17 protein-coding genes and 1 rRNA gene are annotated in these 12,824 nt (G+C 41.7%); 10 read left to right on the plus strand and 8 right to left on the minus strand.

Annotation, left to right across the window (positions count from 1 at the left end; translation table 11 throughout):
* Window positions 1–22: 22 nt before the first annotated feature.
* Window positions 23–433, minus strand: coding sequence for a pilin (locus WCV88_03795; protein ID MFA6475293.1), 411 nt, complete (start codon window positions 431–433; stop codon window positions 23–25).
* A 108-nt stretch (window positions 434–541) separates the two neighbouring features.
* Here WCV88_03795 and WCV88_03800 point away from each other — a divergent pair, with 108 nt between their 5' ends.
* The 7 genes from WCV88_03800 to WCV88_03830 all read left to right on the plus strand — a co-directional run bounded on the left by WCV88_03800 (window position 542) and on the right by WCV88_03830 (window position 3,924).
* Window positions 542–856: a hypothetical protein gene (locus tag WCV88_03800; GenBank protein ID MFA6475294.1), complete on the plus strand. Its 315-nt coding sequence runs from the start codon at window positions 542–544 to the stop codon at window positions 854–856.
* A gap of 3 nt (window positions 857–859) precedes the next feature.
* Window positions 860–1,261, plus strand: a complete 402-nt coding sequence (locus tag WCV88_03805) for a hypothetical protein (GenBank protein ID MFA6475295.1) — start codon at window positions 860–862, stop codon at window positions 1,259–1,261.
* Window positions 1,248–2,102, plus strand: coding sequence for a hypothetical protein (locus tag WCV88_03810; protein ID MFA6475296.1), 855 nt, complete (start codon window positions 1,248–1,250; stop codon window positions 2,100–2,102). The genes WCV88_03805 and WCV88_03810 overlap by 14 nt, the downstream gene beginning before the upstream one ends.
* 6 nt (window positions 2,103–2,108) lie before the next feature.
* Window positions 2,109–2,513: a pilin gene (locus WCV88_03815; protein ID MFA6475297.1), complete on the plus strand. Its 405-nt coding sequence runs from the start codon at window positions 2,109–2,111 to the stop codon at window positions 2,511–2,513.
* 9 nt (window positions 2,514–2,522) lie between these two features.
* Window positions 2,523–2,900 carry a hypothetical protein gene (locus tag WCV88_03820; protein ID MFA6475298.1) on the plus strand — a complete coding sequence of 126 codons (378 nt, stop codon included), beginning with the start codon at window positions 2,523–2,525 and terminating at the stop codon, window positions 2,898–2,900.
* Window positions 2,866–3,264 (plus strand): hypothetical protein, encoded by a 399-nt coding sequence (locus tag WCV88_03825; GenBank protein MFA6475299.1) that lies wholly within the window; start codon window positions 2,866–2,868, stop codon window positions 3,262–3,264. Before WCV88_03820 ends, WCV88_03825 begins: the two co-directional genes overlap by 35 nt.
* 288 nt (window positions 3,265–3,552) lie before the next feature.
* Complete coding sequence (locus WCV88_03830) at window positions 3,553–3,924, plus strand: endonuclease domain-containing protein (protein ID MFA6475300.1); 372 nt, start codon at window positions 3,553–3,555, stop codon at window positions 3,922–3,924.
* Between the two features lie 48 nt (window positions 3,925–3,972).
* On the opposite strand, the gene WCV88_03835 is transcribed toward WCV88_03830, so the two are convergent.
* The 5 genes from WCV88_03835 to WCV88_03855 are packed head-to-tail and all read right to left on the minus strand — an operon-like array spanning window position 3,973 to window position 8,253.
* Window positions 3,973–4,599 (minus strand): pilin, encoded by a 627-nt coding sequence (locus WCV88_03835; GenBank protein MFA6475301.1) that lies wholly within the window; start codon window positions 4,597–4,599, stop codon window positions 3,973–3,975.
* Between the two features lie 10 nt (window positions 4,600–4,609).
* Complete coding sequence (locus WCV88_03840; protein MFA6475302.1) at window positions 4,610–4,960, minus strand: hypothetical protein; 351 nt, start codon at window positions 4,958–4,960, stop codon at window positions 4,610–4,612.
* Window positions 4,957–5,763, minus strand: a complete 807-nt coding sequence (locus tag WCV88_03845; protein ID MFA6475303.1) for a pilin — start codon at window positions 5,761–5,763, stop codon at window positions 4,957–4,959. The genes WCV88_03840 and WCV88_03845 overlap by 4 nt, the downstream gene beginning before the upstream one ends.
* Window positions 5,756–7,126: a hypothetical protein gene (locus tag WCV88_03850; GenBank protein MFA6475304.1), complete on the minus strand. Its 1,371-nt coding sequence runs from the start codon at window positions 7,124–7,126 to the stop codon at window positions 5,756–5,758. Before WCV88_03850 ends, WCV88_03845 begins: the two co-directional genes overlap by 8 nt.
* Window positions 7,127–7,128: 2 nt before the next feature.
* Complete coding sequence (locus tag WCV88_03855) at window positions 7,129–8,253, minus strand: UTP--glucose-1-phosphate uridylyltransferase (GenBank protein ID MFA6475305.1); 1,125 nt, start codon at window positions 8,251–8,253, stop codon at window positions 7,129–7,131.
* On the opposite strand from WCV88_03855, the gene WCV88_03860 reads away from it, so the two are divergent.
* The gene (locus WCV88_03860) at window positions 8,252–8,515 is read left to right on the plus strand and encodes a hypothetical protein (GenBank protein ID MFA6475306.1); all 264 of its coding nucleotides are present in this window, start codon (window positions 8,252–8,254) and stop codon (window positions 8,513–8,515) included. The two genes, WCV88_03855 and WCV88_03860, sit on opposite strands and share 2 nt — an antisense overlap.
* Window positions 8,512–9,252: a hypothetical protein gene (locus WCV88_03865; GenBank protein MFA6475307.1), complete on the plus strand. Its 741-nt coding sequence runs from the start codon at window positions 8,512–8,514 to the stop codon at window positions 9,250–9,252. The genes WCV88_03860 and WCV88_03865 overlap by 4 nt, the downstream gene beginning before the upstream one ends.
* A gap of 73 nt (window positions 9,253–9,325) precedes the next feature.
* On the opposite strand, the gene WCV88_03870 is transcribed toward WCV88_03865, so the two are convergent.
* Entirely contained in the window at window positions 9,326–9,796 is a 471-nt protein-coding gene (locus WCV88_03870) for a hypothetical protein (protein ID MFA6475308.1), read from the minus strand.
* A gap of 112 nt (window positions 9,797–9,908) precedes the next feature.
* Window positions 9,909–10,304: an HAD-IA family hydrolase gene (locus WCV88_03875; GenBank protein ID MFA6475309.1), complete on the minus strand. Its 396-nt coding sequence runs from the start codon at window positions 10,302–10,304 to the stop codon at window positions 9,909–9,911.
* Window positions 10,305–10,785: 481 nt separating this feature from the next.
* Here WCV88_03875 and WCV88_03880 point away from each other — a divergent pair.
* A 23S ribosomal RNA gene (locus tag WCV88_03880) occupies window positions 10,786–12,824 on the plus strand; the annotation flags it as partial.

The following is a 12,824-nucleotide window of genomic DNA, read 5'->3' on the forward strand; positions in this document are numbered from 1 at the left end:
TGGCATGTCTCTACTGTTTTTATCAACCAGTACTGACTGAACTGGCACCGGTGAAGTTTAACAAATTGTTAATCACATACACAGATACGCCCCAACCAGCCAAAATGATAACTAAACCAATCAAAGCAGCGTAGAGAGTTTTCTTCGCTCCTTCGACTTTTTCTTCATTACCACCGGCTGTCATCCAACGGAAACCACCGACTAAAATTAAAACAACTGCGATTAAGGCAAGAATACCCAAAACCCAGTTAATAACACTAATCACCAAAGCTTCTGGGCTAGCATTGCCTAGAATCATGGCATCAGTGATGCCGGTATTGTCTAACTGATCGACTGTTAACGAGCTAGCGTTGGTGGCCGCAGCAGTTAACATACCCACGGCACCTATTCCAAGATAGGCGAAACGGGTGACTGTACTTTTGAACTTATTCATAGTGTTCTTTAAGTATTAAATTAATTATTAATGGAACTATACATAGATTAAACGATTTTGTAAAGACTAGGTTGACTTCTCGGGAATTGTAATGGTAAAGTACACACCATGAAACGCTTGGCTTTTAGTTTGGAGTTCGATTCAGATAAAACGCTGCAAACCTATACGAAGCTTGGAAATACCGATCCGGTATCCATTGTGTTCACAATTGTAAATACAGCCTTAGTATTTTTAGGTGTAGTAACATTAGTACTTATTATAGTGGCTGGCTTCTTATGGCTAACGGCCGGTGGTAATGAAGAACAAATTAAAAAATCCAAAGACATTATGAAAGGTGCTGTGATTGGTTTGGTGATAGTGTTAGGTTCCTACGGTATTGCTCAATATCTCTTTACCGCCATTCAATTAGCCACTACTAGTTAATTTATGCACATACGTTTACCTCTATTATTATCGTCACTGACCATCATGGTTGGTGTAACATTAAGCTCTATATCAGTAGATGCCGCGAGTATTTCAATCGACCCATTAGGAGGTACTGAGTTTTACGGCAGTCTAAGTGATACTGGTTTAGGTACAGCCGATCCGGTCACGGTAGCGTCACAGATTGTGAATGTGTTCTTACGTTTGTTAGGAGCCATTACCGTTATGTTAATGATTTACGGTGGTTGGACATGGATTTGGGCGCGTGGTAATCAAGAAGAGGTTACCAAAGCCAAAGAAATTATTACCGGTGCTGTAATTGGCCTAGTGATTGTACTGGCATCATTTGGTATTATGCAATATCTGTTTTATTATTTGACCAAAATTACCAATGCGGTTAAGTAGATGGATTTTTTTGGTTTGTTTGCTAGTAGCGCCAGTTTGGGTTAGAGCCGCCGATGCACCCTCTGACACTGAAATTGAAATGAGCGCCGGTTCTACTTCTGCCACAGCTGGTGTACAATTTGATCCGTCAAAAAATATTATTGGTAATCCGGATAATGATCAAAAATTATCAGTTGGATCAGTTTTGAGATTAACTTATTTATCCGGTGCATCAGATCCGTTATCTATTACCATCAATGTAATAAATGTGGCTTTAAGTTTTTTAGGATTAACATCATTAATAATGATGTTATATGCAGGATTAAAGTGGTTTTTTGCTCGGGAAAATGAGGAAGAAGCCACCAAGGCCAAAGAGATTATTATTGGTGCCGTGATCGGCTTGGTCATTACACTGGGGTCGTACGGTATTGTACAACTATTATTTAGTCAATTTACAATTGCTACAGCATTTATCAAATCGATCATTCCGATAGCTTATGCTGATAGCGGAGTGACAATAGAACCAGCGACATTGCCATTTGATCCAAGTAAGGCCTCTGGTGGCTATGTGGCCGTAACTAGGGCAAGCTTAGTGCCAATTACAGGCATTAATTTAGGAAAAACTGATCCTTTATCTGTAACCATTAATGTGGTTAATATTTTACTATCATTATTAGCCACTGCCTTTTTGGGTTTGATGTTGTATACTGGTGGTGTGTGGGTTTGGGCACGAGGTAACGAAGAAATAATCTTGCGGGCGCGGGATACATTGTTTCGGGCTGTGCTCGGGTTAGTTATTGTGCTCGGAGCATACGGCATTGCTGAATTAGTGTTTACTTTAATTAGTCAGCAAACAACCTAATTTATTATGATGCGAAGAATAATATTAAGTGGTTTTATCCTATTAGTTAGTGCCCAACAGACACTGGCAGTTGGTTTTCTGCCAACCAATGATGATACTGGGTTGCTAAACACAACAGCTTCAAACTCATTAGCCTTAGGGAAAGCTCAACCAACCACAGTGGCGTTAAATCTAATAAATGCCGGACTGTCATTGTTGGCGGCGGTGTGCGTGGGGTTATTAATTTATGCTGGGTTCTTATGGGTGTGGGCCAGGGGAAATACAGAAGAAGTAAAAAAAGCCAAAGATATTCTCACTGGTACAGTACTTGGTTTAATTGTAATATTGGCGTCATTGGGAATAACTCGATTTGTGTTTACGACAGTAGGAAACATTACCGGCGCAACCATCGTTAATAACGCATCTGAATAAGATACATATATGATAAAAAAAATATCCTCAATCTTAATAACTAGTTCATTAATCGCATTGCCGTTGTTATCACTGGCTGAATATACTCCACAAGCCGTGGTGTTCGATCCAAACTCAAATGTGGAAAGAAACACTGGTTTAGGAAACGCTACACCAGGTGGTATTGCCGCCGGCGTAATTAATTGGGTATTGGGTATACTAGCCTTACTAGCGATTTGTTTAGTAATTTACGGTGGAATTTTATGGATGACATCGGCCGGCAATGAGGAACAAGTGAAAAAAGCCAAAGATATACTTTTTGGTGCGTTAATTGGCGTGGTAATTATTTTAGCATCCTATGGTGCTACCCAATATGTCTTTACGAACCTGGTCGATATTACTACTTAACTTTTTATTAGTTGGTGTTTTACCAATTATTCCGGCGTTGGCTTATGAACAGCGGCCGTTGGATTATTATCAAAATGATATTCAGGTCAATACCGGCTTAGGTGGCTATGATAATGTTGGTAGTGAAGGGCCAGTGGAGACAGCCTCGCGGGCAATCAATATATTACTTGGTTTACTAGGTACATTAACTTTGTGTTTAGTTATTTACGCCGGCTTTTTGTGGATGACAGCACAAGGTAATGAGGAACAAGCCAAAAAAGCCAAAGATATTTTATCTGGTGCTGTGATTGGAATAGTCATCATTCTCGCCTCCTACGGAATAACCAATTACGTTTTTAGGAGTTTAGTGAATATCACAAACTAACACTACAAATAATAAGCCAAATATCTGTAGTAGTACTACAGATATTTTGATAAAATTCTGTAGTTTCACTAAATTAATCTTCCCGGAATACACCTCCCCAACCCTCCTATTCTAGGAGGGAGCAAGAAATAATCTAATTCTTTATCTTACCCTTCCTACAATAGGAAGGGTGCTCGAGTCCGCGAGGGCGGGATGGTGTTCTGAGATTCAAGACTTCAAGTTGACAGTACTGATTTTTATTGATAACCTTTATCAATAAAGAGCGCCACCTAAGATTGGGGCGCTTTTATGTATATACGATCGTCGAATCGAAATATTCTTCAATATGATCAGAAGCTTAGATGGATTGCAAAATCATTGAGAAAAAATGCTACAGAAGCTGAACGGTTACTCTGGCAAGAATTACGATCCAGAAAACTTGGTTACAAGTTTAGACGTCAACATGCACTCCATGGTTACATTGTTGATTTTTATTGTTACGCAAAAATGTTAGTAATTGAAGTTGATGGATCTATTCATGATGCTAAAATAGATCATGATCGCTCAAAAGATGACATTTTAAAATTAAACGGTTTCAAAGTGATTCGGTTCACAAATGAAGCAGTTATATACCATCTCACAGAAGTCACAAATACCATACAGCATTATCTAGCTCAATAAATGCTCCTGCTCCCTTCCTACAATAGGAAGGGCTGGGGATGGTGTACTCTAAGCCCCCGTCGCTGTTTGGAATATACTAAACGTGAAACTGAGTAAGGCGTAGCTAGCTAGCACTACGGCTAATCCAATTACTGCCCAAATTAGTATTTTTTTGCCTTTAGTGACCATTTCTTCATTTCCATGGGAAAAGATTAAATTCATTCCGCCCCACACAAACATCAACAAAGCTAGTGAACCAACAATACCCAATAATATTTGAATAAGAATCGCAATTATTACGGTGATAGAGGCTTGTGATGTTGAACCAAACGGTGGTTTCAAGAAAGTAGGTTTTGTAACGGAAGTGGGTGTAGTTGGCGTTGTAGTAGTGGTAGTAGTCGTTGGACTAATTGTACAAGAACTACACGTGGTATCGCATGCAGAAGTATCATTAAGTGGATCACACTTATCAGTATAACATGCAGTTAGATCGAATGTTGGATCGAAACTGGGATCGGTCGGGTCAAGATCTAAAGCGTCGCAGGTAGCTTCACAGGACGCTACTTCTGCCGCTGCTTTATCTTCACATTTATTCAGACAATCTTTGCATTCGTCAGCCTGTACGGGTGCTTTTGGTACGCCAAGCAACACAACTACTAGGCTTAATAAAAGTGGAAACAAGAATTTGTATGGCATGGTCTTACAATTAAGCGCCGGAGGCGGTTTTTAATATTCCAAAAACGAAGCTGGTTAGGGCATAGGCACTTAAAACAATCACTAAACCAATGGTTGCCCAGATGAGAGTACTTTTCCCTTTTTTGAGATTTTCTTCATTACCACCGGAAAACACCATGTGTAATCCACCCCAAATAAACATTAACAAAGCCCCAGAACCAACTATGCCGAGTAATACTTGAATAATAATGGCTATAACGGTTGTAATGGTGACACTGGCAGCATCACCAACTGGCGAGAAACCGGTGTCGGTAGCCAAGGTGATCAGTGGAACCAAGAAACCAATAGATGTAATTAATATGGGTGGTAGTTTGGATTTCATTTTAGTTTGGCACAGATTGTATCAGGTTTCGCACACGTTACCGTAGTATTAAAATCGTACTTAGTATTACTTTTTACTGTAGTTGCATCAACACAGTCATATCCTGTATGACCTTCAAGGACAAATTGTTGACAACCATCTATACAAGCACATTGATTCTTCGTATTTTTAGTGGAATCTTTAATCAGACTCATATCGGTTGTATCTTCACCGCTACATTTTACATCGGCTGTTGTATTAGCACGCCAACAATAACAAGTTGGATCTTTTATATTTTTACATGTGCCTATGCTGCACTTATCACTAATATTATGAGTCATACACTGTGCCGGTGCTGGTGGATTGCAGGCGCCAAGATCCCACCAGTTGTTACTGAATACTTTGGTGGTGGAAGTCCCGCCGGATAGGGCGGCAGCGCGGACAATAATATTAACTGCCAACCAGGCAATAAACACAATGGCTAAACCGGTCACCGTACCAATTAATATTTTTTTGCCGGTTTCAACGCGGGTTTCAACACCGGCTGAAAAAATCAACATGAGTCCACCGGCCACAAACATCAATAAGGCCAAACCTCCCAAGATACTGGCAATCAAGTTAGCGGCATTTACGAAGACACGAGTGATATCACAAATATCGCAACCACCGGCATCTTGGCATTCTTTTGGAACAATATTTATCCAACTGCTAGGGCTACTGGTGGTAGCGGTAGTCGGCACTTGAGCTAGAGCTGTCTGAGATAATCCAAAAACAAAAAAAACTGAGCCAGTAACAAGTAAACAGAATCTGGAAAACTTATTCATAGGTTAATTCTACCTTACTGGCGGTATTTTCAACAGCGGTGAGAATATCTAATCGGCCAGCGTTAACAATATCAATCATATCGGCAAAAGCCTGCTCGGTTTCGGCTGGTTTTTTGCCCGCATACCAGCTTTGGGCAGTTAAAGTTTCGTTAGCAAAGACAGCTAGATCAAAATTGTCTTTTTGGCTCTCCAATAAACTGCGTAGAGCGGTTGGTTTTGGATTTTTATCAAGCATGGCTTTTACATTCGTCTCAGAAGTAGTTAGAGCCTGAATAAAAGCCCAAGATTCATTGGGGTGAGCTGAGTTTACCGACACAGACTCTAACCAGTAGTTGGCGTAATTAATAGCGGTCAGCGGGTCAGCCGTTACTTGTGGAACCGGAGCGATGCCGATATCAAGTTGATCACCACTATTTTTCATGGAGTCTTTATTGTAGTAATAACCAAAGTAATAGACTAATTTACCGGCTAAAAATTGTTCTAAAGCATCGGGCTGATCTTTATTCCAGCTGTACCAATCAACGGCTGGGTTAGCAAAACTGGTATAAAAATCTACGGCTTGAACACCGGGGGTGACTTCATCATTGCGGTTCTCACCTTGAGCAAATGTCACATTAGTTCCCGAACTCATAGTGGCGCCATTTTGCATCATCAAAAGCGAAACAATATCAAACATTCTTGGAACGTTTTCGCTGGTACCCAAAGCTGCGCCAGCTTGAATAATATTGTCATTGACGTCAGTTAGGGTAAGTTGGGGTACCTGTTTAACGAAATCATCCCAAGTAGTGGCTGGTTGTGGAATATTCGCCGCATCTAGTAGTGTTTTGTTGTAGTACAATACCAATGTATCCATACTTAACGGTAAACCATACACTTGACTAGTACCAGTGGCACTAGATTTAACCACATCATCGTATACTACTTGTGGGAATAATACGTTTACATCTTGAGCAGTAGTTCCTTTCAATGCTTCACTCGCTACGACGGTATTTTTTTGGCCAAGTGATTGTGTCACAGTGACGGACGTTAATTTTAATGAGCTAGGCATTGGCGAAATCAGGTTTTGAAATGAGCCAATATGACTATTGGGTACAGAAAACATATCTGGTCCTTTACCCTGCGCCCACGCCTCGATAAGCTTACCTTCATATTCATCTTGCCGGAAGGTTTTTATTTCAACAGAGATATAAGGATATTTAACAGCAAAAGCATCGATGACTGGTTGAATATCTTCACTCGATGTGTAAACTGTCCAGTACTCTAAAGTAAACGGAGCCGGTTGTGTACCAGAACCGCGGCAAACGGCGCCACTTGAGATTAACCAAACGCACATTAAACTTAAACCAATCAGCGAGCGTTTCATGGTTAATACTGTAGCAAATTTAGCAATTTTTTAAAAGCCGGATGTTGTTTAGCGGCGTCTAAATCTGCTAAACGTTTAATTGGCCAAAACCGTTGTAACCGGTTAACCAACACATATTGCGATGGCAGATCAACATCACAGGCAAAACGTTCGAGTTGAATCACGTTACCCTCAGTGATAGTTTTTTCAGCCAGCACCCAAGGCAGGTCGTTATCAAATTTTAGTAAATCAGATAATGTAAACCAAAAAGTATTTGTGTTTAGCCAAGGAAGGGCGGCATAATCAAAATCTGGCGGAAATTTCATTTGTTCAACAATGGTCATTTTACCATCTACTAAGCACGGCACACCACCTTGATCAGCAGCTGATTTGTCTACTATCTCAACGGTTCGCCCGAGCTGACTTTTAATATGTTGTCCTAGTAGAACAACATCTAATGTAGCAGCAATATTATCAATGTTAGAAAAAAATAAATATTTTACATTTGGAATTTGTTCATGTGCTAAATAATCACGCAACAGGTAAACGAAATCACCGTGGCCACAAGGCGCCCAGGATAATTTTCCTTGTTGGTCAACAAACACATCAATGTCTTCACGCACAGCGGTGTTGGTAAAGCGCGGGATATGTTCTTGCTGCACAACAAAATGAATGCGCGTTGGATCAAGCGCAGAATATTTTTTATACAACATGTCTAAATGTTCACGGGTTGGTTGATCAGTTACAAAACTGTTCATGATTACAACCGGTGGATGACTTGCTAGGTGATGAGTTTTAGTTACTCTTAATAAATCAAGTATCTTTAACTCTAAATAACTAATGTCATCAATTACTGGGCTAACACCCTTAGCTAGATTTGAACCATATCTGGTAGCGGCGCCGCCGTTTAACCAGAATAATAATAACTCATCATGTTTTAGAGCGGTTATACCAATGTTACTAGAACCAGCATCATATTGGACAATATTTTTTGGCTCCGGAACCAGTAATTGAGTAGGCGATAACACAAAACTCGTCTGATCTAGTTCACCGGACTGTAGTTTAATATGTAAGGCTTTAATGTGAGCCGGATCAACCCCTTTAGTCAGTAATTGTTGTTTAATTTCAGCCTGATCTATATGCAACATGCCGCCAATTATACCAAAAGTAAAATATATAGTATACTATCAGGGTATGCGTAAGATTAGTGCCACTGATAAGGCACAAAAAACAAAAACACTACAACTGGTGCAAGATAATTTTGGAACGGCCACGGCCAAGTTGTATCGCTCAACTTTTACCGGCTTGCCGATTGATTATTTTGAAAAAGCAGTGGATAAGTTATTAGTAGATCAGCTTGGCTATCAAGCGGCGTATCATTTAATTCATCAAACTAATAAAAAGCCGTGACTTTGCTAAACCGTTTTTTGTCGATTGCTCTCGTTGCCACAGTCGTTGGAACGATTTGGTCGTATTGGTTATTGTCTTCAGAAACATACTTTACTAATGGGTGGCAAATATTTGTTGGGTTAGCTGCACCAGCCTTAGCCGTGTGTGCTGGCATTTTGGTTATATCGGTAGTCGGGTTAGATTCCATCCAGGGACGAATCTTAGGTCTAATCGTTGGGGGAACAATGCTGTGGGCTGTTGGAGAATTATTTGGTGGATTCAACCTGTTTTCATTGTTAGCTTACCCATTAGTTTTAATGGGTTTTTGTCAACAAATACGTTATTTAAAAAATGTTCGTTCTACCGCGACGGGTTTTTTCATAACTACTGTGGTGTTAACCGCGATCATTGGCTGGGCAGTAATATATTTAATATTTGTCCCGAATGTAATATTTTGGGGTGGTGTCACCAGCACGGTAATAATAATTTTAGAATTAATGTGTGTGACGATTATTTGTGCAGTACGCGGCGGTAAATTATTTTATCCTTGGTTAGCACTCGGTCTGGGTTTTGGACTCATTTTTTCAGCCGGTATAGAATCGATTTGTTTAAATGGTGCAGTTTTAGTTGGAGTAAAAGTTTTAGGGTATCTGTTGATTGGTTATGGGTTTAACCAATTCGTGGTACTAATCTATGCAGCACAAAACTCAGTAAAACTAGCCGGTAAATATAAAGCTAAATTAAAGTCTTTAAAATAGAATGGACTTGATAACTCCATAATATAGGGGATTCGGGATGCTTCGGGGAACAGCGCAGTAATCGTACTGCTGCTCACCCAGGCGCACCCCATGCTTGCAACCCCTTCAACCGCCGATGCTGAATCTTCTCCGTCTTCGTGTTGAAGACAAGAAGCTCTCCATTTTGGAATAAGAAGAACCACTTGCCCTTGAAGAAGTATGCCTCAGCAAGGGTGGTGTTGTGGAGGACATGTGGTTCACTCCACATGAACCTACCCGGAACCATTTCCACGTACTGGATATAGTTCGTGGGATAGGTGTCGAGCTCGTCCCCATTGAGGGGGATCCAGTGCCCCACATAGACACAGATCTTCTCGTGATCCATGTAGGGCTCGACGATCATGACCCTAGTTGTATGAACCTTATACAGGAACTTGAGGGTGTTCAACTCGAACAACCACTCATGATCACAGAGACCCCCCTGCTTGGGCGGGTCGGCGGCCAACACGAAGTTAGGGCAGAAGAACACGAACAGGAACACCATGACCGTCATGACGTGACGCATGTGAATTCTCCGGGTCGTGCGGGTTGAGTAGTGTGCACGACTGACAAGTTTTTAGATGAAAAATGGGTTTTTGTCAAGTATGAAGCAATAAAAAAAATGGCTTTGACAGCCATCAATCCGGCAGTAATTCAGCAAAGGTATGGATCTTATCACCAAATAAAACTGTATTAAAACCTAATTGTTTGGCATTAGCCAGTGGTTCAGCGGTATCATCTATTACCAAACAGTCTTCTGGTTTTAACTGCAGGAGAGTGGCCGCTTGGACATAACATTCCGGGTTAGGTTTAATGGCAGAAACTTTGTCACAACCAACAATCACATGGATAAATTCCGCCAAACCAGAATCAATCAAGAAATCATGAATCATAGTTGAATCCGAGCTGGAGGCGATGGCACAAAGTATGGCTCTTTTGTCTAGTTCAGCTAGAAATTCATGAATTCCAGCCATAGGTAGCTGGGTTTTTGGGTCTAGCACTACCCCATAAAAGTCTAAAATACAGCCTAACATTAGATAAATTTTATAGTTTTATTATTGATACGTTACGACTTGTATTAATTATACTAGTTTTTTGTTATTTTGTCAATAGCAATACATAAGAACAACTCAATAATTACTTTGCACACCCTGTGGACAGTGGGTTGAAAACTATTGTGTTGACACCCAAAACACAGTGTAGTACCATTGCTAAGCTATATGAAATATAACTTCACCATGTCTAGTGCCAAGCACGGCTAAACCCCTCAAAAAAATGGTGAAGAAGGTGGCCGCCGAATGAGCGGCCTTTTAAGACCAAAAGACCCAAAAAACATAAAGCAAAGTGTTCCTTCCGACAATGTATCTGCTCTGACAATATATATATAAGGTGAACTGAAATGGTTGATCGTATATACATGTTGTTGGGTTGTGCCTGTTGTATTCCTGTAATTTGACAATTTGATCAAGCGAGAAGAAAGCATTAGAATTAGACAAAGAATACACCGACAATATGTCGGGATGATGTAAGGGCGAATGGTGGATGCCTTGACACAAAATGGCGATGAAGGACGCGGCAGCCTGCGATAAGCTTCGGGGAGGTGGCAAACAACCTTTGATCCGGGGATGTCCGAATGGGGAAACCCTATTGAGTAAACCTCAATAAATTTAGTCTGAATTCATAGGATTAAATAGCGAACCTGGGGAACTGAAACATCTTAGTACCTAGAGGAATAGAAAACAATGTCTGTGTAAACAGACGATTCCGTTAGTAGTGGCGAACGAACGCGGAGCAGCCCAAACCTAGAGATTTTTTTGTCGCCGTTGTTAAAGACGTCGGCAATAAAATCTTTCAGGGGTAGTAGGAAATTCCATGCGTAAGCATGTAGCAGAATCTTCTATAGCAGAATAGGATGGAAAGCCTAGCCAGAGCGGGTGATAGCCCCGTATGCGAAATAGGTGTTCTCTACTGGAATTTTCCTGAGTAGGATGGAACACGTGAAATTCCATCTGAATTTGCCGGGACTATCCGGTAAGGCTAAATACATTTTGTGATCGATAGTGAACAAGTACCGCGAGGGAAAGGTGAAAAGCACCCCGGTGAGGGGGATGAAATAGTATCTGAAACCATTTGTCTACAACCAACGGAAGCACGCAAGTGCGACCGTGTGCCTATTGAAGAATGAGCCAACGAGTTTATGTGTATTGCAAGTTTAAGGCCGACAGGCCGAAGGCGTAGTGAAAGCGAGCATTAACCTGCGTTTAGCAGTACAGATAAGACCCGAAGCCGGGTGACCTATCCATGGACAGGATGAACCTTGCCGAAAGGTGAGGGGAGGTCCGAACTGACCAGCCGTGCAACACTGGCGGATGAGCTGTGGATAGCGGAGAAATTCCAATCGAACCCGGCGATAGCTGGTTCTCGCCGAGATAGCTTTTGGGCTAGCCTCGTAAACTACCTCTCGGGGGTAGAGCACTGAATGGGTTGAGGCGGTTCGCCGTACTCGACCTAACCAAACTCCGAATACCGAGAGAGACTATTACGGGAGTCAGACCGTGGGGGCTAAGCTCCACTGGTCGAAAGGGGAACAGCCCAGACCGTCATTTAAGGTCCCTAAATTATAGCTAAGTGTAAAAGGTGGTATCGTGACTTATACAACCAGGATGTTGGCTTAGAAGCAGCCATCATTTAAAGATAGCGTAACAGCTCACTGGTCAAGTTACTTTGCGCCGAAAATGTACCGGGGCTAAGCTATATACCGAAGATACGGGTTTAATCAATTTATTGATTAAGCGGTAGGCGAGTGTTCGTTATATCTGTGAAGTCAGACCCGTGAGGGATGATGGAGGTAAACGAAGCGAGAATGTTGGCATGAGTAACACAAATTTGGGTTAAAACCCCAAACACCGCAAACCTAAGGTTTCCTGGGCAACGCAAATCGACCCAGGGTTAGTCGGTCCTAAGGCGAGGCTGAAAAGCGTAGTCGATGGACAGCTGGTTAATATTCCAGCACTACCATGTGGTGATGTACCCAGACGCATTTTGAAAATTTGAGCGGTTTTAGGCTATAGCCGTCGTGATTGAGAAAGCTTAAACGGAAGGCAGCGCGCAAGCAATGCCAATTCAAATGGACAGAGTGCCAAGAAAAGTGGGATACGTCATAACCATGTGGTATCCGTACCAAAACCGACTCAGGTAGGTGAGGAGAATATCCTCAGGTGTACGAGAGAACCCTCGTTAAGGAACTCGGCAATTCAGCGGCCGTAAGTTTGCAATAAGGCCTGCCCATAGCAATATGGGCCGCAGCGACTGACGTAAAGCGACTGTTTACCAAAAACATAGGTCCCTGCTAAACAGAAATGTGATGTATAGGGGCTGATGCCTGGCCAGTGTCTGAACGTTAAGGTGAGGGGTCATGCCCGTAAGGGCGGCAGCCTTGAGCTGAAGCGCAGATGAACGCCGGCGATAACTATAATCGTCCTAAGGTAGCGAAATTCCTTGTCGGGTAAGTTCCGACCTGCACGAATGGCATAACGACTTGAAAACTGTCTCAA

The organism is Patescibacteria group bacterium, from assembly GCA_041665365.1.
Taxonomy (GTDB): domain Bacteria; phylum Patescibacteriota; class Patescibacteriia; order UBA9570; family UBA9570; genus UBA9570.